The 18,999-nt window shown below is 62.7% G+C and carries 18 protein-coding genes and 1 pseudogene; 8 read left to right on the top strand and 11 right to left on the bottom strand.

Going from position 1 to position 18,999, the window contains the following annotated elements:
- Positions 1-14: 14 nt before the first annotated feature.
- Together ACFY9W_RS13320 and ACFY9W_RS13315 are read left to right on the top strand one after the other, a co-directional pair.
- Positions 15-1,292: an acetyl-CoA C-acetyltransferase gene (locus ACFY9W_RS13320; protein ID WP_391130855.1), complete on the top strand. Its 1,278-nt coding sequence runs from the start codon at positions 15-17 to the stop codon at positions 1,290-1,292.
- A gap of 208 nt (positions 1,293-1,500) precedes the next feature.
- Positions 1,501-2,280: a helix-turn-helix domain-containing protein gene (locus ACFY9W_RS13315; protein ID WP_391130852.1), complete on the top strand. Its 780-nt coding sequence runs from the start codon at positions 1,501-1,503 to the stop codon at positions 2,278-2,280.
- A gap of 131 nt (positions 2,281-2,411) precedes the next feature.
- Here ACFY9W_RS13315 and ACFY9W_RS13310 read toward each other — a convergent pair whose 3' ends face one another.
- The 5 genes and pseudogenes from ACFY9W_RS13310 to ACFY9W_RS13290 all read right to left on the bottom strand — a co-directional run bounded on the left by ACFY9W_RS13310 (position 2,412) and on the right by ACFY9W_RS13290 (position 7,767).
- On the bottom strand, positions 2,412-3,140 hold the full coding sequence (locus ACFY9W_RS13310) for a methyl-accepting chemotaxis protein (RefSeq protein ID WP_391131145.1): 729 nt from the start codon (positions 3,138-3,140) through the stop codon (positions 2,412-2,414).
- Positions 3,141-3,269: 129 nt separating this feature from the next.
- Positions 3,270-4,199 (bottom strand): annotated as a pseudogene (locus tag ACFY9W_RS13305) (cache domain-containing protein); the annotation flags it as partial.
- 322 nt (positions 4,200-4,521) lie between these two features.
- Positions 4,522-4,932 (bottom strand): Cu(I)-responsive transcriptional regulator, encoded by a 411-nt coding sequence (cueR, locus tag ACFY9W_RS13300; RefSeq protein ID WP_391130849.1) that lies wholly within the window; start codon positions 4,930-4,932, stop codon positions 4,522-4,524.
- Positions 4,929-7,328: a heavy metal translocating P-type ATPase gene (locus ACFY9W_RS13295; protein WP_391130846.1), complete on the bottom strand. Its 2,400-nt coding sequence runs from the start codon at positions 7,326-7,328 to the stop codon at positions 4,929-4,931. Before ACFY9W_RS13295 ends, cueR begins: the two co-directional genes overlap by 4 nt.
- Before the next feature lie 52 nt (positions 7,329-7,380).
- A complete protein-coding gene (locus tag ACFY9W_RS13290; protein WP_391130844.1) occupies positions 7,381-7,767 on the bottom strand; it encodes a hypothetical protein in 387 nt (128 codons plus the stop codon).
- A gap of 144 nt (positions 7,768-7,911) precedes the next feature.
- Here ACFY9W_RS13290 and ACFY9W_RS13285 point away from each other — a divergent pair, with 144 nt between their 5' ends.
- Entirely contained in the window at positions 7,912-8,109 is a 198-nt protein-coding gene (locus tag ACFY9W_RS13285) for a heavy-metal-associated domain-containing protein (protein ID WP_012270354.1), read from the top strand.
- Positions 8,110-8,200: 91 nt separating this feature from the next.
- On the top strand, positions 8,201-9,382 hold the full coding sequence (locus ACFY9W_RS13280; protein ID WP_391130840.1) for a Bcr/CflA family efflux MFS transporter: 1,182 nt from the start codon (positions 8,201-8,203) through the stop codon (positions 9,380-9,382).
- Here the strand turns inward: ACFY9W_RS13280 and ACFY9W_RS13275 are convergent.
- A complete protein-coding gene (locus tag ACFY9W_RS13275; RefSeq protein WP_080640992.1) occupies positions 9,333-9,530 on the bottom strand; it encodes a hypothetical protein in 198 nt (65 codons plus the stop codon). The genes ACFY9W_RS13280 and ACFY9W_RS13275 overlap by 50 nt on opposite strands.
- A 456-nt stretch (positions 9,531-9,986) precedes the next feature.
- On the opposite strand from ACFY9W_RS13275, the gene ACFY9W_RS13270 reads away from it, so the two are divergent.
- Positions 9,987-10,700: a transcriptional regulator gene (locus tag ACFY9W_RS13270; protein WP_391130836.1), complete on the top strand. Its 714-nt coding sequence runs from the start codon at positions 9,987-9,989 to the stop codon at positions 10,698-10,700.
- A gap of 19 nt (positions 10,701-10,719) precedes the next feature.
- Here the strand turns inward: ACFY9W_RS13270 and ACFY9W_RS13265 are convergent, their stop codons facing one another.
- The 5 genes from ACFY9W_RS13265 to ACFY9W_RS13245 form a co-directional block, all read right to left on the bottom strand.
- Positions 10,720-11,667 carry an adenosine deaminase gene (locus ACFY9W_RS13265; protein ID WP_391130834.1) on the bottom strand — a complete coding sequence of 316 codons (948 nt, stop codon included), beginning with the start codon at positions 11,665-11,667 and terminating at the stop codon, positions 10,720-10,722.
- An 86-nt stretch (positions 11,668-11,753) separates the two neighbouring features.
- Entirely contained in the window at positions 11,754-12,440 is a 687-nt protein-coding gene (locus tag ACFY9W_RS13260; protein WP_391130831.1) for an SDR family oxidoreductase, read from the bottom strand.
- Positions 12,441-12,807: 367 nt separating this feature from the next.
- Positions 12,808-13,392 (bottom strand): YigZ family protein, encoded by a 585-nt coding sequence (locus ACFY9W_RS13255; protein WP_391130828.1) that lies wholly within the window; start codon positions 13,390-13,392, stop codon positions 12,808-12,810.
- A gap of 9 nt (positions 13,393-13,401) precedes the next feature.
- Positions 13,402-14,064 carry a TetR family transcriptional regulator C-terminal domain-containing protein gene (locus ACFY9W_RS13250; RefSeq protein WP_391130824.1) on the bottom strand — a complete coding sequence of 221 codons (663 nt, stop codon included), beginning with the start codon at positions 14,062-14,064 and terminating at the stop codon, positions 13,402-13,404.
- Between the two features lie 90 nt (positions 14,065-14,154).
- Entirely contained in the window at positions 14,155-15,072 is a 918-nt protein-coding gene (locus ACFY9W_RS13245) for a LysR substrate-binding domain-containing protein (RefSeq protein WP_391130821.1), read from the bottom strand.
- A 118-nt stretch (positions 15,073-15,190) separates the two neighbouring features.
- Here ACFY9W_RS13245 and ACFY9W_RS13240 point away from each other — a divergent pair, with 118 nt between their 5' ends.
- From ACFY9W_RS13240 to ACFY9W_RS13230, 3 genes are all read left to right on the top strand, one after another.
- Complete coding sequence (locus ACFY9W_RS13240) at positions 15,191-16,537, top strand: aminotransferase class III-fold pyridoxal phosphate-dependent enzyme (RefSeq protein ID WP_391130818.1); 1,347 nt, start codon at positions 15,191-15,193, stop codon at positions 16,535-16,537.
- Between the two features lie 73 nt (positions 16,538-16,610).
- A complete protein-coding gene (locus tag ACFY9W_RS13235) occupies positions 16,611-18,104 on the top strand; it encodes a CoA-acylating methylmalonate-semialdehyde dehydrogenase (protein ID WP_391130815.1) in 1,494 nt (497 codons plus the stop codon).
- A gap of 630 nt (positions 18,105-18,734) precedes the next feature.
- The coding region (locus ACFY9W_RS13230; RefSeq protein ID WP_391130812.1) for a hypothetical protein at positions 18,735-18,999 on the top strand (265 nt) is incomplete at its 3' end.

Below are 18,999 nucleotides of genomic sequence, written 5' to 3'. Positions count from 1 at the left end.
GGAGGAACAAGCACATGCGTTCACTTCGCCGGGTCGCGATCCTGGGCGGCAACCGCATCCCCTTTGCCCGCTCCAATGGCGCCTACGCCACGGCCAGCAACCAGGCGATGCTCACCGTCGCCCTCGAAGGGCTGATTGAACGCTACCGCCTGCATGGGCTGCGGCTGGGTGAGGTGGTAGCGGGTGCGGTGCTGAAGCACTCGCGGGACATGAACCTGATCCGCGAATGTGTGCTGGGTTCGCGCCTGTCGCCGCAGACGCCGGCCTATGACATTCAGCAAGCCTGTGGCACGGGGCTTGAGGCGGCGCTGCTGGTGGCCAACAAGATTGCCCTGGGGCAGATCGACAGTGGCATCGCCGGTGGTGTGGACACTACCTCGGATGCGCCGATTGCGGTTAGCGAAGGTTTGCGCCATATCCTGCTAGCGGCGAACCGTGGCAAGAGCCTGGGCGAGCGGCTGAAACCCTTCCTGCAATTGCGCCCTCACCACCTGAAGCCCGAGTTGCCACGCAATGGCGAACCGCGCACCGGGCTGTCGATGGGGGAGCATTGTGAGCGCATGGCCCAGGCCTGGCGCATTGGCCGCGCCGAGCAGGATGAGCTGGCGCTGCACAGCCACCAGAAGCTGGCTGCCGCATATGCCGAGGGCTGGCAGGATGACCTGTTGACGCCGTTTCTGTCGCTTACACGGGATAACAACCTGCGTTCCGACCTGACCCTTGAACAATTGTCCCGGCTTCAACCCGCCTTTGATCGCAGTGGCCAAGGCACGCTGACGGCGGGTAACTCCACTCCGCTGACCGACGGGGCCTCGGTGGTGTTGCTGGGTAGCGAGGAATGGGCCGCGCAGCAGGGCCTGGAGGTGTTGGCCTACCTGATCGATGGCGAAACTGCGGCAGTGGACTTCGTCACCGGTCGCGAAGGGCTGTTGATGGCGCCAGTGTATGCCGTGCCGCGCTTGCTGGCGCGCAACGGCCTGACGTTGCAGGACTTCGACTACTACGAGATTCACGAAGCCTTCGCTGCCCAAGTGCTGTGCACGCTCAGGGCCTGGGAAGATGCTGACTACTGTCGGGAGCGGTTGGGGCTGGATGCACCGCTTGGGGCGATTGACCGGAGCAAGCTGAATGTGAAAGGCAGCTCGCTGGCGGCCGGGCACCCGTTTGCGGCGACTGGGGGGCGGATATTGGCCAACCTGGCGAAGTTGCTGGCGACCGCGGGGAAGGGGCGGGGGCTGATTTCGATTTGTGCGGCGGGTGGGCAGGGGGTCACAGTCATCGTTGAGCGATGACCGGATTTCCTGTGGGAGCGGGCGCGCCCGCGAAACAGGCAACGCAGTGGATGGCACCGGCTTTGCCGGTGTTCGCGGGCAAGCCCGCTCCCACAGGGATCGCGCAGGCTTTCAGATTTTGAATAAGAGTCTCCCACATCGGGACTGCGCCTGACTTGACTATAAGTGAGCTGTTAGGCTTGTCTGCTCAGAACTACAAGAAGCCGCCATGCCGATCATCGGACACCCCCGCGCCATTCCTGCGCTGGACCACCTGCCCAGGCCCCTCTATGCCCGTGCCGAAAGCCTCGGCGCGGGGTCCTGGACCACTCGCCACCAGCACGATTGGGTGCAGTTTTCCTACGCCATCAGTGGCGTACTTGGCATTTACACCCGTGACGGCAGCTACTTTGCTCCGCCCCAATGGGGCGTGTGGATTCCTGCCGATGCCGAGCACGAAGTGGTGACATCGATGCAGGCCGAGATGCGCAGCCTGTACGTACGCCGCGATGCCTGCCCGTGGGCGCCGGCGCAATGCCGGGTGCTGGAAGTGACGCCGCTGGCGCGCGAGCTGATCAAGCAGTTCTGCCTGTTCCCGGCGGATTACCCCGAGGGTGACAGCGCCGAGGCGCGCCTGGTGGCGGTGCTGCTTGACCAGTTGCGGGCCTTGCCTGAAGTCGGGTTTTCGCTACCGTTGCCACGCCATCCGGGGTTACTGGCGCTGTGCAACGGTTTGATCGCCTCGCCGGACCAGGCGCAGACGTTGCAGCAGTGGGCGCGGGAGCTGGGGTGTTCGGAGAAGACGCTGATGCGGCTGTTCCGGCGCGAGACCGGCTTGAGCTTTCGTAACTGGCGCCAGCGCATGCGGTTGCTGTCGTCGCTGGCGTTGCTGGAGGCGGGGGAGAGTGTGACCGAGGCGGCGCTGGGGTGTGGGTATGACTCCACCTCGGCTTACATTGCAGCGTTCAAGCAGTTGTTTGGGGCCACTCCGGGGGAGTTGAAACTCTAGGTATTGTACAGCCTGTACCGGCCCTATCGCCGGCAAGCCAGCTCCCACAGGACCCCGCTGCCCTCAGGGGCTGTGCAGTACCTGTGGGAGCTGGCTTGCCGGCGATAGGGCCGGTACAGGTAGTGCATCAATCAGGTACGGAACCTGCGCACAAGCGCATCCAGCTCGTTGGACAGCCCTGCCAGGCTCTCGGAGTCGTGCCGGGCCGCCTGGGCCAGCTCGGCCACCAGTTGCGCGTCCCCGTGGATCTGGCTGATGTGCCGGTTGATGTCCTCGGCCACCTGGTGCTGTTCCTCGGCTGCCGTGGCGATCTGCGTGTTCATGTCGCGGATCACGTCCACCGACTCCCGGATCTGCCCGAAGCTGTCGCGGGCCAGGCCAATGCGGCTCACCGACTGCTGCGACACTTCCAGGCTGGCATGCATCTGCTCGGCCACTTCTGCGGTGCGGCTGGCCAGGTTGCCCAGCAGGCCGTCGATTTCTGCGGTGGAGTCGGCTGTGCGCTTGGCCAGGGCCCGCACTTCGTCTGCCACCACGGCAAAGCCACGGCCCTGCTCACCCGCCCGGGCGGCTTCGATGGCGGCGTTCAGTGCCAGCAAGTTGGTTTGCTCGGCAATCGAGCGGATGGTGCCGAGGATCGACTGGATAGCGTTACTGTCGCGCTCCAGTTGCTGGATCGACTGCGCCGACTGTTCGATTTCCTGGCTCAGGCGATCGACGCTGTTTACCGCAGCATCGATCTGCTGCTGGCCTTCACGGGCCTGCTGCTGGCCGCTGTCTGCCGACTGCGCCGCCTGGCTGCAGGAGCGAGCCACTTCGTTGGCGGTGGCGACCATTTCGTGGAAGGCGGTGGACACCATGTCCACGGCTTCGCGCTGGCGGCCTGCGGCCTCGGCCATGTCGCTGGAGACACGGGTGGAACTGGTGGAGGTGCTGAGGATTTTGCCGGCGGCCGCACCGATGTGCTGAATCAGGCTACGAATGGCCCCCAGGAACTGGTTGAACCAGCTGGCCAGTTGCGCGGTTTCGTCGCGGCCACGGATTTCCAGATTGCGGGTCAGGTCACCTTCGCCTTGGGCAATGTCTTCCAGGCCGTTGGTAACGCTGTTGATCGGGCGCACGATCAGCTTGGCGAAGGTAGCTCCGACCACGGCGAACAACGCGGCCAGCACTACGGCGATGGCACCGATCAGCCAGGTCAGCCGGGTAGTGGTCTGCATCACTTCGCTTTGTTCGATCAGGCCGATGAAGGTCCAGCCCAGTTGCTCGTCGGGGTAGACGTTGGCCATGTAGCGCACGCCATTGAGCTCGACCTCGACCAGGCCTTTGCCGGCCTTGGCCAACTCGGCATAGCCGTCGCCAAAGCTCGCCAGTTGCTTGAAGTTGTGGCCGGCGTCGCGTGGGTCGACCATCACGTTGCCATTGCTTTCCACCAGCATCAGGTAGCCGCTTTCGCCCAGCTTGATCTGCTTGACGATTTCAGTCAGGCCCTTGAGCGACACGTCAATGTTGACCACACCACCGGGGTTGCCCAGCTGGTTGGCTACGGCGCGCACGGTGCTGACCAGCACCGCGTCGTCGGCGGCCCAGTAGTAGGCGCCGGTGCGCACGGTCTTGCCCGGGTTGGCCATGGCCAGCTGGTACCAAGGGCGTGGACGCGGGTCGTAGTTGACGAACTTTTGCCCGGCCGGCCAGCCGACGTAGCCGCCGTCACTGACCCCGTAGGACACGTAGGCGTAGTTGGGGTGCGAGTCTGCCAGGCGGGTGAAGAAGTCCAGCAGTTGCTTGTCCTGCTCGCCCAGTTCGTAGGACGGGTTGGCGCTGGTGAACTTGTTCAGGTTGCTGCCGGTGGCGGCGACCATGGGTTGCGCAGCCAGGTACTCGACGTTCTGGTTGATACCCTGGAAGAAGATGTTCATCGCGTTGCTGACCTGGCGGATTTCCCGGCTGCTGCCATCGAGGAATCCGTCGCGGGCTTCACCACGCAGGTTGAGGACCACCAGGGTGGCCACAAGGACGATGGGCAAGCCGGCGATGACCGCGAATGCCCAGGTCAGTTTCTGTTTGATGCTCATCGACGCTCCCGGAATTTTTATTGTCGACACACGAGGCAGGTAGCAACTGCATCGGCAGCATCCGGGTTTTATGTAGGAAAACGCCCGTATTTATTGGATAAAGTCGTACTTGGTGACTATTCGGTCGCGTTTGGACGTATATGGCATACCAAACCCCGCTGACAGCTCAGTGACAGCAGCTGCCAGCAGCACCGTTGGCCAGGTCCTTGAGGATCGGGCAGTCCGGGCGGTCGTCCCCCTGGCAATGCGAAACCAGCTCGCCAAGGGTATCGCGCAGGCTCACCAATTCCTCGATACGCCGGTTCAGCTCATCGATGTGCTGCAGGGCCAGCGCCTTTACATCGGCGCTGGCTCGTTGGCGGTCCTGCCACAGGGTCAGCAGCTTGCCGACCTCTTCGAGGGAAAAGCCCAGGTCGCGGGACCGCTTGATGAAGGCCAGGCTGTGCAAGTCTTCGGCCTGGTACAGGCGGTAGCCACTGTCACTGCGTGTGGCAGGCTTTAGCAGGCCGATGGATTCGTAGTAGCGGATCATCTTGGTGCTGAGCCCGCTGCGGCGGGCGGCCTGGCCGATGTTCATGGTGTCTCCTGGTTGCTGCTGGTGGGTTTCCACGCCTTGAGCCACAGCGCGTTGCTGACCACGCTGACGCTGGACAGGGCCATGGCGGCGCCAGCCAGTACCGGGTTGAGGTACCCCAGCGCGGCCAGCGGGATACCAATCAGGTTGTAGATGAACGCCCAGAACAGGTTCTGGCGAATTTTCGCATAGGTCTTGCGGCTGATCTCCAGGGCTGCGGGTACCAGGCGTGGGTCACCGCGCATCAGGGTAATACCGGCGGCCTGCATGGCCACGTCGGTACCGCCACCCATGGCAATGCCGATGTCGGCGGCGGCCAGTGCCGGGGCATCGTTGATGCCATCGCCGACCATGGCGACCACGCCATCCTGCTTGAGCGCGGCCACAGTAGCCGCCTTGTCGGCGGGCAGCACTTCGGCGTGCACGTCGTCGATGCCCAGGGCATCGGCAACCACTTTGGCGCTGCCGCGGTTGTCGCCGGTCAGCAGGTGGCTACTGATGTGCTGTGCATGCAGGGTGTCGATGGCTTGCGCGGCACCGGGCTTGAGGCTGTCACCAAAGGCGAACAGGCCCAGTACACGCGGTTGCGCGCCGCGTTCGATCAGCCACGACAAGGTGCGCCCCTCGGCTTCCCAGGCCTGGGCCTTGGCAGCCAGGTCACCGGGTTGCAGGGCGCTTTCGTCGAGCAGGCGGCGGTTGCCCAGCGCTAGCTCGCGGCCCTCCACGCGCCCGGCGATGCCACACCCGGTCAGCGACTGGCTGTCGATAACGCTCGGCACATCCAGCCCTTGTTCGGCGCAGGCATCCAGCACCGCCTTGGCCAGTGGGTGCTCACTGCCACGCTGCAGGGCGCCGGCCAAGCGGTGCAGGTCGGCACTGCTGCCCGCCTGTGCCTGGCTGTGGACCACCCGGGGGCTGCCGGAGGTAAGGGTACCGGTCTTGTCGAAAACCACGCGGTTCACTGCATGGGCACGCTCCAGGGCTTCGGCGTCCTTGATCAGGATGCCGTGGCGGGCGGCGACCCCTGTCCCGGCCATGATTGCTGCAGGCGTGGCCAGGCCCAGGGCGCAAGGGCAGGCGATGACCAGCACGGCGACAGCGTTGATCAGTGCGGTTTCCAGCGGTGCGCCGGCCAGCCACCAGCCGATCAGGGTGATCAGGGCCAGCACCAGCACGGCTGGGACGAACACCTGGCTGACCCGGTCGACCAGCTTCTGGATCGGCGCCTTGGCGGCTTGGGCGTCTTCGACCAGGCGGATGATTCGGGCCAGCACGGTTTCGGTGCCCAGCGCCTGCGTGCGCACCAGCAACCGGCCTTCGCCATTGATGGCGCCCCCGGTTACGTTGTCGCCAGGTTGCTTGGGCACCGGCAGGCTCTCGCCGCTGATCAGGGCCTCATCGGCATGGCTGCTGCCGTCTTCGACCACGCCATCGACCGGGAAGCGTTCGCCGGGCTTGACCAGGACCAGGTCACCCAGGCGCAACTGGGCGATGGCCACGTCTTCCTCACGGCCATCGACCACACGCAAGGCCCGTTCCGGGCGCAGGGCTTCGAGGGCGCGGATGGCACTGGCGGTCTGGCGCTTGGCACGGCTTTCCAGGTACTTGCCCAGCAACACCAGGGCAATGACCACTGCGGAGGCTTCGAAGTACAGGTGCGGGGCCATGCCGGCGGGGGCCTGTGCCCACTGGTACAGGCTCAGGCCGTACCCGGCACTGGTGCCCAGGGCCACCAGCAGGTCCATGTTGCCGGCCCCGGCGCGCACGGCCTTCCAGGCCGCTACATAAAAGCGGGCGCCGAGAATGAACTGCACCGGCGTGGCCAGCAGGAACTGTGCCCATGCCGGCAACATCCAGTGCAGGCCGAACGGTTGCACCAGCATTGGCAAGACCAGCGGGAGGGCCAGCAGCAAGGCTGCACCGACTGCCAAGCGCTCATTGCGCAGGCGGCGTTGGGCAGCGCTTTGGTCGTCGTTGGCCGCTTGCGGCAAGCTGGCGCTGTAGCCGGCTTTTTCAACGGCGCCGATCAGCAGATTGTTGTCGAGGGCCGCGAGCACTTCGAGGTGCGCGCGTTCGCTGGCCAGGTTGACGCTGACCTGCTCGACTCCGGGCAGCTTGCCCAGGGCGCGCTCTACGCGGCCGACGCAACTGGCGCAGGTCATGCCGCCAATCTGCAGTTCGACGGTACGGGTGGGCACGCCGTAGCCGGCTTCGCGTACGGCGTCGACCAGGGCGGGCAGGCTGTTGGCCGGGGCCTGGACCCGGGCCTGTTCGGTGGCGAGGTTGACGCTGACCTGTTCAGCGCCGGTGACCTTGCGCAAGGCGCGCTCGACTCGGCCGGCACAGCTGGCACAGGTCATGCCGGAGATCGGCAGGTCGTAAGTGGTGGATGCGGGCATGGCTCTCCTCCTTGGACAGGCCTCCAGCATCAACCTTGCCACACAGGTAAGGTCAATAGCCCAGGCCGGCTCGCTTCAACTCCAGCCCATATTGCCCCATGGCGATGCGGTATTTGTTGATCTGGCCCGCCTGCAGGTTCAAACGTGTACTGCGTTGGTCTTCGATGCCCGCTGCACAGCCTGGCATCTGCCCTGGTAGCAGGCGCAGGCGCACATCCACCGGGCCGGGTGGCAGGTTGAACGAGGTGGATTGCTCCTGAAACACGCGCCCGGAGAGCTGGTCGTTGAGGTAGACGCCAATTTCGCAACTGGTGGCCACCTCCAGGCGCTCCCTGGAAATGATCAGTACGCTGTAGTCCGAGTTGCCCTCGGCGCTGGCCGGTGGCACCGCAGCCAGCGCGCTCAATAGCCCGACGACGCCCAATGCTGCCCTGAACATGAAAAGTCTCCTGCTTGCCTGATCGTCAAACGCGAAGCTTGGCCGACGCCGTCGCGGATTTCCAGCCCGGCTGTTGTTGGCAGTGCTTGACCTTGCCCCGATGGCAAGCTTGAGACTTGTTGAAAACCTGAAGGAGAGTCCCCCATGCAAGTGTTCAATGTACAAGGCATGACTTGTGGCCATTGCGTGAAAGCCGTGACCCGGGCAGTGCAGGAGCAGGATGCTGCGGCCAAGGTCGAGATCGACCTGGCGGCTAAACAGGTGCGAGTACAGAGTGAGTTGGCCCAGGAGCAAATTCTTACGGCCATTCGGGATGAAGGTTACCAGGCCGAACTTGCCTGAAGACTTACCTGGTTTGTTGCAAATGTTTTCATACTGAAGGGGTCCACAGCAGGTAGAATCACCCACTTGCTTAGCCTGCTATGGATTCCTGATGAACCTGCGAATGGTGCTCATCCTGGGCGCACTCAGTGCGTTCGGGCCCCTGGCGATCGACTTCTACCTGCCCGCCTTCCCGGCCATGGCACAGGCGTTCGCTACCGATGAAAAACACGTGCAGGCCACCTTGGCCGCCTACTTCCTGGGCCTGTCCATCGGCCAGTTGGCCTACGGGCCGGTTGCTGACCGCTTTGGGCGCCGCAAACCGCTGATGTTCGGGGTGACCCTGTTCACCCTGGCGTCACTGGCCTGTGCCTACGCCCCTAACCTCGACACTTTGGTGTTGGCGCGCTTCGTCCAGGCATTGGGCGGTTGTGCCGGCATGGTGCTGTCGCGGGCCATCGTCAGCGACAAGTGCGACCCGGTGGCGTCGGCCAAGGTGTTTTCGCAACTGATGCTGGTGATGGGCCTGGCGCCGATCCTGGCACCGATGCTGGGTGGGGTGCTGGTCAACCTGGCCGGGTGGCAGTCGATCTTCCTGGTACTGAGCCTGTTCAGTGCAGGCTGCCTGCTGGCGGTCAGCCTGGGCCTGCCGGAAAGCCTGCCTGCGCACATACCGCGTCAGCCGTTGTCCGGTGCGCTGCGCCAGTATTTGCGCCTGCTGGCTGACCGCGTGTTCCTGGGCCATGCCTTGACCGGTGGTATCGCCATCGCCGGTATGTTTGCCTACATCGCCGGTTCGCCTTTCGTGTTCATCAAGCTCTATGACGTACCGGCCGAGCATTACGGCTGGTTCTTCGGTAGCAATGCTGCGGGCTTTATCCTGGTGGCACAGGTGAATGCCCGTTTGCTGGCCAAACGTGGGCCGGCTTTCCTGCTGGCGCGTGCCGTGTGGCTGTATCTGGCTGCGGGCCTGGTGCTGCTGGGCGTGGCGGCGCTGCGGCCAACGCAGTTGTGGCCGTTGCTGGTGCCGCTGTTCGTCTGCATTGCCAGCCTTGGCTGCATCATCCCTAACGCCTCTGCATGCGCCATGAGCGGGCAGGGTGCACGGGCCGGCAGCGCCTCGGCATTGATGGGCTGTGTGCAGTTCAGCGTTGCCGCAGGCGCGGCGGCGCTGGTCGGGCTGCTGCATGATGGCAGTGCGGTGCCGATGGCGCTGGTGATCAGCCTGTGCGGGGCACTGGCGGTCAGTGTCGCGCTGCTGACCCGGCGCTTGCAGGCCAAGCGTCCCGCATAAGCGGGTGAGGTGCCTGCAGGCGGGTTTCCAGCGTGGCTACAAAGGCCCGCGCCTCGGCCTCGCTGCGGAAACTGACCACGTGTTGATCGAGCTGGACCTGCCAGGGGCAGGCAGGGTTGCGGCTCGATGCACTGACGACAATTTTCATCGCGGCATACCTCCAGAGGGGGGGAGCCGCTCAAGTGTAGCGCCGCCTTCCCCGGCTGCCATGAGCTGGCTCGGTGTCCTGACTGACGGTCGAAGGGCGTAACGCCCGCAAGTCTGCGGAACCTTCGCTTTATCTCGCGCTATTTGCGGAAGACGGCTGTGGGCCGTATCTGAAATTGCAGCAAGCCTTTTTTCATCAAGATATTTCAGCACGCAGGCATGTGCGATCGGCGCGCTGGCTGACCGGGACTCGCGCCACTTTTCGGCACCTGTTCGCTGCTTGCCATGGGTAGGCATACCCAGTGGTTATTTGTTGCAGAGGCTGCGGCGCGTGGCCGTCTAAGCGGCGTTTTTAGCGGCTTATACTGGCGAACCAGGCCAGTGCCAGCGAGAGGGGCTTCCCTGCCAGGGTTGGCCATCGCATCCACACCGTGAACTTGCAGGGAGTTACAGGGACATGAACGCAGCCAGCAGTATCAGCCAGATTGCCAGCCTGATGGCCGACCCCAAACGCAGTGCCATGTTGTGGGCATTGATTGACGGTACGCCACGGCTGGCCAATGAACTTGCGATTATGACTGGCCTGACGTCGTCTTCAGCCTGCGCTCATCTTTCGCTGCTGTCGTCGGCCGGTTTGCTCAGGCATGAAGCTCGGGGCCGCAAACGCTACTTCCGGCTGGCGACCCCGCAGGTAGGGGCGGCGGTCGAGGCCTTGGCCAGCGTGCAACTGGAAAGCACCAGGGGCGAGCGGGCGAAGGCGCCGGCTTCACCGCTGCCCATGTCGATGCGCAGGGCGCGCCGCTGCGGTGACCACCTGGGCGGTGAGATGGCCGGTGAGTTGTATCACCGCATGATAGTGGCCGGTTGGCTGGAGGGCAGCGGCAGGCAACTGATGGTGAGTGATGAGGGGCGAGCGCAGTTGGCGCTTGTCGGGGTTTACATCGATGCCCTGGCGCCAGACCAGCAACGCGGCTGTGTGATCTGCCGCTGTACCGAGTGGAACGACCAGGCGCCGCACCTGGGGGGCGTGCTGGGCCAGGCTTTGTTCAGGCTGTTCCTGCAATCTGGCTGGATGCGTGAGGCAGAGGACACGCGGGCACTGCATATCTCGGCGCTGGGTATCCAGCAGATCAATCGCATCGCCCGCGTGGCGACGTTGCAGGTCGGTTGAACGCAACGCCGTCGTTCAATCAGACCAGCCGGGCATCCAGGCTGTTCTGCGCCAGGCGTCGCGCCTGGTCTTGCGTCATGCCCAGGTGGGTGTGCAGGGCGTGGAAGTTTTCCGTGACGTAGCCGCCGAAGTAGGCCGGGTCGTCCGAGTTGACTGTGACTTTCACGCCGCGCTCGAGCATGTCGAGGATGTTGTGCTGGCTCATGTGGTCGAACACGCAGAGCTTGGTGTTGGACAGCGGGCACACCGTGAGCGGGATCTGTTCCTCGATGATGCGTTGCATCAGGCGCTCGTCCTCGATGGCGCGCACGCCATGGTCGATGCGTTTGATGTGCAGCAGGTCCAGCGCTTCCCAGATGTACTCGGGCGGGCCCTCTTCACCGGCATGGGCAACGGCCACGAAGCCTTCGCTGCGGGCACGGTCGAACACGCGCCGGAACTTGCTCGGTGGGTGGCCCATTTCCGAGCTGTCCAGGCCAACGGCGATGAACGCATCGCGGAACGGCAAAGCCTGGTCGAGGGTTTTTTGCGCTTCCTCTTCACTGAGGTGGCGCAGGAAGCTGAGGATCAGGCCACTGCTGATACCCAGTTGCTCGCGGCCATCCTTCAGCGCCTGATTGATGCCATTGAGCACCACTTCGAAAGGGATGCCGCGGTCGGTGTGGGTTTGCGGGTCGAAGAACGGTTCGGTGTGAATCACGTTCTGCGCCTTGCAGCGTTGCAGGTAGGCCCAGGTCAGGTCGTAGAAGTCCTGCTCGGTGCGCAGCACGTCGGCGCCCTGGTAATAAAGGTCGAGGAACTCTTGCAGGTTGTTGAAGGCATAGGCGCTGCGCAGGGTCTCCACATCGCCCCAGGGCAGGGCGACCTTGTTGCGCTCGGCCAGGGCGAACAACAACTCGGGCTCCAGCGAGCCTTCCAGGTGCAGGTGCAGTTCGGCCTTGGGCAGGGCGTTCAACCAGTCATACATATAGGGGTATCTCAATCAGGTACGGTTGCCGCCATTCTACAGGGCCTGGCCGGGCATTGCGCCCGGCCAGGCTGCGACCCGGTGAATCACCAGACCAAGGGTTCACCCTTGTAGTTGATGAAGCGCAGGCCGCCGTTGCCGCTTTGTGCGTTGATCTGGTCGAGCATGCCGCGGGTGCTGGTGAGCACGTCGATTTCGGCGTTCTCGCCGCCCATGTCGGTCTTGACCCAGCCCGGGTGCATGGCCAGTACGCACAGGTCGGGGCGCTGCAGTTCGACGACGAAGCTGTTGATCATCGAGTTCAGCGCTGCTTTGCTGGCTTTGTACAGGCAGATTTCACCGCCGTCGGGGATGGTCACGCTGCCCAGGATCGAGCTCATGAAGGCCAGCACGCCGCTGCCTTCACGTACCTGGCCTGCCAGGCGACGGGCCACGCGGATCGGTGCAACGGCGTTGGTCATGAACAGGTCGCCGATGTCGTTGTTGCTTACCGCCTCCAGGTCTTGCGGCAGGGGGCCCATGACGCCGGCGTTGACGAACACCAGGTCGAACACCTGGCCTTGCAGGCGCTGCTTCAGGCCATCGAGCTGGGCGGTGTTGTTCATTTCCAGCTGCTCGATGCGCACGCCGGGTACGTCCGCCAGCGCACCGGGCTGCTGCGGGTTGCGGACGGTGGCGGTGATGTTCCAGCCGTCTTCGTGCAGGCGTTGCACCAAGCCCAGGCCAAGCCCGCGCGAGGCGCCGATGATGAGGGCAGTTCTTGAATTAGCCATAGGAACATTCCTTTATCGGTGTAGGAAAAAGGAATTGAGCATACGTTACGGCAGGCGTGTGCGCTCACCGGATCAGTGGCTAAAAATTGATCAAGGTTGCCACAGCGCTTGTAGCCGGGCGCTTCGCCTGTTGGCGCACGGGTTATCCACAGGCTGTTCCACAGTTATTGTGTGCAAGCCGAGGGCGACGCGAGCAGGCCAGGCTGGCTTGGTGTTGGGGATAACTCTTGAGCTTTCAGCAGTTTGCGGTTGTCATCAAGCGGTGATCAAAATATGTTCAAAGCTCTGCGCGCCTTTAAAGACGCAGGCTGCAAGGGACTGCCCCAAGCTTATCCACAGGCGGGCCCACAGTTGTTGTGGGCAATGTTCAGCGTGCTTCGAGCAGGATGCGCCCGCGGCTCAGGTCGGCCAGTTGCTGCTGTAGCGGTGCCAGGTGGGCGTCGCCGAGCGCAATCAGCAGGTTGACGCCATTGGCCGTGAATTGTTCATCGAGCACCAGGCCGTCAACCTCTGCCAGGCGCAGTTTTACCAGTGCCAGTTCGCTGAAGCTGCAACTGCAGGTGAATTCGCTACGCTGCACCAGCAGCCGCTTGGGCGCCTGCTGCAGGCACTTGTTGGCACCGCCGCCATAGGCCCTGGCCAGGCCGCCGGTACCCAGTTGGATACCGCCATACCAACGAATCACCAGCACCACCACCTGGTCGCAATCCTGCGCTTCGATGGCTGCCAGAATCGGCCGCCCGGCAGTGCCGCCGGGTTCGCCGTCATCGCTGCTGCGGTACTGCGCGCCGAGCTTCCAGGCCCAGCAATTGTGGGTGGCGGCCAGGTCGCTGTGGCGTTCGATGAAGCTCATCGCTTCGGCGGCACTGCTGATCGGCCCGGCAAGGGTGATGAAGCGGCTTTTGCGGATTTCCTCGCGGTATTCGCAGAGGTCAAGCAGGGTAGAAGGCATAAATGACGGTCACACAGCCGGCTTGATGCCGCAGCCCTTCAGAATGATGTGGATAAGGTTGTTGCTTGCGTCTTCCATGTCTTGTTTGGTCAGGCGGCTGCGGCCGGTGACCTGGCAGATCTGGGTGGCGAAGTCAGCGTAGTGCTGTGTACTGCCCCAGAGCAGGAAGATCAGGTGCACCGGGTCGACCGGGTCCATCTTGCCGGCGTCGATCCAGGCCTGGAACACGGCGGCCCGGCCGCGGAACCATTCACGATAATCGGCACTGAAGTACTCGGTCAGGCAGGTGCCACCGCTGATCACTTCCATGGCGAAAATGCGCGAGGCCTGCGGGTTGCGCCGCGAGAACTCCATCTTGGTGCGGATGTACTGGCTCAGGGCCTCCCCCGGGTCGTCCTCGACGCTCAAGGCGTTGAAGGTGCTGTCCCACAACTCGATGATGTTGCTGAGCACGGCAATGTACAGGCCCAGCTTGTTGGTGAAGTAATAATGCAGGTTGGCCTTGGGCAACTCCGCCTTGAGGGCGATGGTATTCATGCTGGTGCCCTTGAAACCATGGCGGGCGAATTCGTCCTCGGCGGCCTGGATAATGGCCTGTTCGTTCATCTGGCGAATGCGGCCTGCGGGCTTGCCCGAGGCGGAGAGGCGGTGCGCAGGGACTTCTAGGGTCATGGACGATTCCGTACGGGTCAGTGGCTGCGGCTGTCGGACAAGATTACCTGCCTGCGCCGAAGTGACAAGCATTTGCGGCAGAGACTGGCATCAACGTGTCGCTGCCAGGCTCTCGAGGAAGCTTTCCAGCACCAGGTTAGGCCGCCGGCCTTTGCGTGTTACCCAGCTGAGGCTCAAGTCATAGAAGCGCTGTTGAGGCTTGAGGGCACGCAAGCGGCCTTGCTGCACCCAGAACATGGCGTAATGGTCTGGCAGGTAGCCGATGTAGCGCCCGGTGAGGATCAGGAACGCCATGCCTTCGCGGTCCGAAGCACTGGCCGTGCAGTTCAGCGCCTGGTAATGGGCTTGAACCTCGGCCGGCAGGCGGAAGGTTGGGGTGATGGCTTCCTGGCTGTTGAGGCGGTCGTCATCGATCTGCAGGTCATCGGCATAGAACAGCGGATGGCCAACGGCGCAATACAGCAGCGAACGTTCGCTGTACAACGGCTGGTATTCAAGGCCCGACAGCGGGCTGGTCTGGGGTACCACGCCCACATGCAGGCTGCCATCGAGCACACCGTGTTCAACCTGGCTGGGGGCGATCATGCGGATCTGGATGCGCACGTCGGGGCCGCGGTCCTTGAGTTCGGCCAGGGCATGGGTAATGCGCATGTGCGGCAGGGTGACCAGGTTGTCGGTCAGGCCAATGTTCAGCTCGCCGCGCAAATGCTGGTGCAGGCCGTTGACTTCGGTGCGGAAGCTTTCCAGGGCGCTGAGCAGTTGCAGGGCTGAATGGTAAACCTCGCGGCCTTCCTCGGTCAGCGAAAACCCGGCGCGGCCGCGCTGGCACAGGCGCAGGCCAAGGCGTTGTTCGAGGTCGTTCATCTGCTGGCTGATGGCCGAGCGGCCAATGCCCAGTACGTTTTCGGCGGCCGAAAAGCCGCCGCACTCGACGACGCTGCGGTAGATCTTCAGCAAGCGGATGTCGAAGTCGCTGACTTGGGCGAGTGGATCGGGGCGTCGGCTCATTAGTTTAGTCGTGGCCTGTCTGAAGATTAGAAATGTAGGCTTTTTCAGACTTTATCCGCGTGCCAATTTAGCTGCAACAAGATCCATCGTTGCCTAATCGTCTTCCGAGGAACCGCCGATGAACATGCCCGAAACCGCTACAGCCGGTATCGCCAGCCAGCTCAAGCTGGATGCGCACTGGATGCCCTACACCGCCAACCGCAATTTCCACCGCGACCCACGTTTGATCGTGGCGGCAGAAGGCAACTACCTGGTCGACGACCAGGGGCGCAAGATTTTCGATGCCTTGTCTGGCTTGTGGACCTGCGGTGCCGGGCATACCCGCAAGGAAATCACCGAAGCGGTGACCCGCCAGCTGGGTACCCTGGATTATTCCCCTGCGTTCCAGTTCGGCCACCCGCTGTCGTTCCAGCTGGCGGAGAAAATCACCGAGCTGACGCCGGGTGACTTGAACCACGTCTTCTATACCAACTCGGGCTCCGAGTGCGCCGACACCGCGCTGAAAATGGTACGTGCCTACTGGCGCCTGAAAGGCCAGGCCACCAAGACCAAGATCATCGGCCGTGCCCGTGGCTACCATGGTGTGAACATCGCGGGCACCAGCCTGGGTGGCGTCAACGGTAACCGCAAGCTGTTCGGTCAGTTGCTGGATGTCGATCACCTGCCTCACACCGTGCTGCCGGTGAACGCCTTCTCCAAGGGCATGCCGGAAGAGGGCGGTATTGCCCTGGCGGACGAAATGCTCAAGCTGATCGAGCTGCACGATGCCTCCAACATCGCGGCAGTCATCGTCGAGCCGCTGGCCGGTTCGGCCGGGGTACTGCCGCCGCCGAAGGGTTACCTGAAGCGCCTGCGTGAAATCTGCACCCAGCACAACATCCTGCTGATCTTCGACGAAGTGATCACCGGTTTCGGCCGCATGGGGGCGATGACCGGCGCTGAAGCCTTCGGTGTTACGCCGGACCTGATGTGCATCGCCAAGCAGGTGACCAACGGCGCTATCCCGATGGGCGCGGTAATTGCCAGCAGCGAGATCTACCAGACCTTCATGAACCAGCCGACCCCGGAATACGCGGTGGAATTCCCGCACGGCTATACCTACTCGGCCCACCCGGTCGCCTGTGCCGCTGGTATCGCCGCGCTGGACTTGCTGCAGAAGGAAAACCTGGTGCAGTCCGCCGCCGAGCTGGCGCCGCACTTCGAGAAGCTGCTGCACGGCGTGAAGGGCACCAAGAACGTCGTCGATATTCGTAACCACGGCCTGGCCGGCGCCATCCAGATCGCCGCCCGTGACGGTGATGCCATCGTCCGCCCATACGAAGTGGCGATGAAGTTGTGGAAAGCAGGCTTCTATGTACGCTTTGGTGGCGACACCCTGCAGTTCGGCCCAACGTTCAACACCACGCCGCAGGAACTGGATCGCTTGTTTGATGCTGTGGGCGAAAACCTGAACCTGATCGACTGATCTTTCCGATTTTGATGCCAGGCGCGTGCATATGTAGCGCGCCTGCTTCTACCTTCTTTATCTGGAGTTTTGCATGAGCATTGTTCAGCACCTGATTCATGGCGAGCTGGTTACCAAGGGCGAGCGCACCGCCGATGTCTTCAACCCGTCCACCGGCCAGGCGGTACGCAAGGTCGAGCTGGCCAGCCGCGCGACCGTGCAGGAAGCAATCGATTCTGCCAAGGCAGCCTTCCCGGCCTGGCGCAACACCCCGCCGGCCAAGCGCGCCCAGGTAATGTTCCGCTTCAAGCAACTGCTGGAGCAGAACGAAGCCAAGATCTCGCAGATGATCAGCGAAGAGCATGGCAAGACCCTGGAAGACGCCGCTGGCGAACTGAAGCGCGGCATCGAGAACGTCGAGTTCGCCTGTGCAGCGCCAGAAGTGTTGAAAGGCGAGTACAGCCGCAACGTCGGCCCGAACATCGATGCCTGGTCCGACTTCCAGCCGCTGGGAGTGGTCGCTGGTATCACCCCGTTCAACTTCCCGGCCATGGTGCCGCTTTGGATGTACCCGCTGGCCATCGCTTGCGGTAACGCCTTCATCCTCAAGCCTTCCGAGCGTGATCCAAGCTCGACGCTGTTCATTGCCCAGCTGCTGCTGGAAGCCGGCCTGCCGAAAGGCATCCTGAACGTGGTGCACGGCGACAAGGAAGCGGTGGATGCGCTGATCGAAGCGCCGGAAGTAAAAGCGCTGAGCTTCGTTGGTTCGACGCCGATCGCCGAGTACATCTATGCCGAAGGCACCAAGCGCGGCAAGCGTGTACAGGCCCTGGGTGGCGCGAAGAACCACGCGGTGCTGATGCCCGATGCTGACCTGGACAACGCCGTGAGCGCATTGATGGGCGCAGCCTACGGTTCGTGCGGTGAGCGTTGCATGGCTATTTCGGTGGCCGTTTGCGTGGGCGACCAGGTAGCCGATGCCCTGATTGCCAAGCTGGAGCCGCAGATCAAGGCGCTGAAGATTGGTGCTGGCACCTCGTGCGGCCTGGACATGGGCCCGTTGGTGACTGCTGCTGCCCGCGACAAGGTAGTGGGTTACATCGGTGACGGTGTTGCTGCTGGCGCCAAGCTGGTGGTGGATGGCCGTGGTTTCCGCGTAGCCGGTAATGAAGATGGTTACTTCGTCGGTGGCACCCTGTTCGACAAGGTGACTCCGGAAATGCGCATCTATAAAGAAGAGATCTTTGGCCCGGTGCTGTGCGTGGTGCGCGTGAACAGCCTGGAGCAGGCCATGCAGCTGATCAACGATCACGAGTATGGCAACGGTACCTGCATTTTCACCCGTGACGGTGAAGCGGCTCGCCTGTTCTGCGACGAGATCGAAGTGGGCATGGTCGGTGTGAACGTACCGCTGCCGGTGCCGGTGGCTTATCACAGCTTTGGTGGCTGGAAGCGTTCGCTGTTCGGTGACCTGCATGCCTACGGCCCGGACGGGGTGCGCTTCTATACCCGTCGCAAGGCGATTACCCAGCGCTGGCCGCAGCGGGCCAGCCATGAGGCATCGCAATTTGCCTTCCCTAGCCTTTAAGGCGGGTAACTAAAGCGGGGAGGCCGGTAGGCCTCCCCGCTTTGTTTTTTGGGTTTTGGGTTTTTGGCTGTTGCTGGGGCAGAACGGCGATGGGCCTGTTTATAGATAGTGTTGGGTTTGAGGTGTCCGCCACAACATATGCAGCGCCTGTGAGATCGAGCGCCGCCCGCGCGGCGCATCGCGACGCAAGGCCGCTCCCACATTTGTTTCGGGCCAGTCCTGCCTGTGCCATTGGCACGCGCCCCCTTTGTCTGTCCCCTTCAATATCGAAGGTGTCGCCTCTGCTTTTCTGCAATTCCCAGCCATGCACCCAGGGTGCGAGTGCGGAGGAGGCAGGAGTAACTGGCCCGAAACAGATGTGGGAGCGGCCTTGCGTCGCGATGCGCCGCGCGGGCGGCGCTCGATCTGATAGGCGCCGAAGGGGTTGTGGCGAGCACCTGGTAGCCCTGATGCGGTCTTTTCCCCTTATATTTCAATTAAATGAAATTAAAGGTTGACGCCCTCTCGAATCCCCTTATAATGCGCCCCACTTCCAGCGACAACGGAACGACAAACTCCTTGAGATTCAATGAGTTAGCCGATTCGGAAGGCGCTGAGAGGGCTACGATCGAATGATCGCAAGCGGTTAAGATGGTGGTTGACAGCGCTTCTAAACGCTGTATGATTTGCCTCCCGCTACGAGAGATCGCAGCGAGCCAAGTGTTTGAAGCTAAACGAGTTTCTCGCAAAAAACTTCAAAATAAACGCTTGACAGGCTCTGAGGAAAGCGTAGAATGCGCGCCTCGGTTGAGACGAAAAGCTCTTAACCAAACGCTCTTTAACAAATTGAATCAAGCAATTCGTGTGGGTGCTTGTGAGTACGGACTGATAGTCAAAAAGATTATCAGCATCACAA

Source organism: Pseudomonas sp. NPDC008258, from assembly GCF_042956345.1.
Classification (GTDB): domain Bacteria; phylum Pseudomonadota; class Gammaproteobacteria; order Pseudomonadales; family Pseudomonadaceae; genus Aquipseudomonas.
This window is presented reverse-complemented; position numbering and strand designations above follow the sequence as displayed.

Excerpts from the sequence above, each read along its gene's own strand:
- ACFY9W_RS13320 (WP_391130855.1), top strand. The coding sequence starts at position 15 with ATGCGTTCACTTCGCCGGGTCGCGATCCTGGGCGGCAACCGCATCCCC.
- ACFY9W_RS13315 (WP_391130852.1), top strand. The coding sequence starts at position 1,501 with ATGCCGATCATCGGACACCCCCGCGCCATTCCTGCGCTGGACCACCTG.
- ACFY9W_RS13310 (WP_391131145.1), bottom strand. The coding sequence starts at position 3,140 with ATGGTGTCCACCGCCTTCCACGAAATGGTCGCCACCGCCAACGAAGTG.
- cueR (WP_391130849.1), bottom strand. The coding sequence starts at position 4,932 with ATGAACATCGGCCAGGCCGCCCGCCGCAGCGGGCTCAGCACCAAGATG.
- ACFY9W_RS13295 (WP_391130846.1), bottom strand. The coding sequence starts at position 7,328 with ATGCCCGCATCCACCACTTACGACCTGCCGATCTCCGGCATGACCTGT.
- ACFY9W_RS13290 (WP_391130844.1), bottom strand. The coding sequence starts at position 7,767 with ATGTTCAGGGCAGCATTGGGCGTCGTCGGGCTATTGAGCGCGCTGGCT.
- ACFY9W_RS13285 (WP_012270354.1), top strand. The coding sequence starts at position 7,912 with ATGCAAGTGTTCAATGTACAAGGCATGACTTGTGGCCATTGCGTGAAA.
- ACFY9W_RS13280 (WP_391130840.1), top strand. The coding sequence starts at position 8,201 with ATGAACCTGCGAATGGTGCTCATCCTGGGCGCACTCAGTGCGTTCGGG.
- ACFY9W_RS13275 (WP_080640992.1), bottom strand. The coding sequence starts at position 9,530 with ATGAAAATTGTCGTCAGTGCATCGAGCCGCAACCCTGCCTGCCCCTGG.
- ACFY9W_RS13270 (WP_391130836.1), top strand. The coding sequence starts at position 9,987 with ATGAACGCAGCCAGCAGTATCAGCCAGATTGCCAGCCTGATGGCCGAC.
- ACFY9W_RS13265 (WP_391130834.1), bottom strand. The coding sequence starts at position 11,667 with ATGTATGACTGGTTGAACGCCCTGCCCAAGGCCGAACTGCACCTGCAC.
- ACFY9W_RS13260 (WP_391130831.1), bottom strand. The coding sequence starts at position 12,440 with ATGGCTAATTCAAGAACTGCCCTCATCATCGGCGCCTCGCGCGGGCTT.
- ACFY9W_RS13255 (WP_391130828.1), bottom strand. The coding sequence starts at position 13,392 with ATGCCTTCTACCCTGCTTGACCTCTGCGAATACCGCGAGGAAATCCGC.
- ACFY9W_RS13250 (WP_391130824.1), bottom strand. The coding sequence starts at position 14,064 with ATGACCCTAGAAGTCCCTGCGCACCGCCTCTCCGCCTCGGGCAAGCCC.
- ACFY9W_RS13245 (WP_391130821.1), bottom strand. The coding sequence starts at position 15,072 with ATGAGCCGACGCCCCGATCCACTCGCCCAAGTCAGCGACTTCGACATC.
- ACFY9W_RS13240 (WP_391130818.1), top strand. The coding sequence starts at position 15,191 with ATGAACATGCCCGAAACCGCTACAGCCGGTATCGCCAGCCAGCTCAAG.
- ACFY9W_RS13235 (WP_391130815.1), top strand. The coding sequence starts at position 16,611 with ATGAGCATTGTTCAGCACCTGATTCATGGCGAGCTGGTTACCAAGGGC.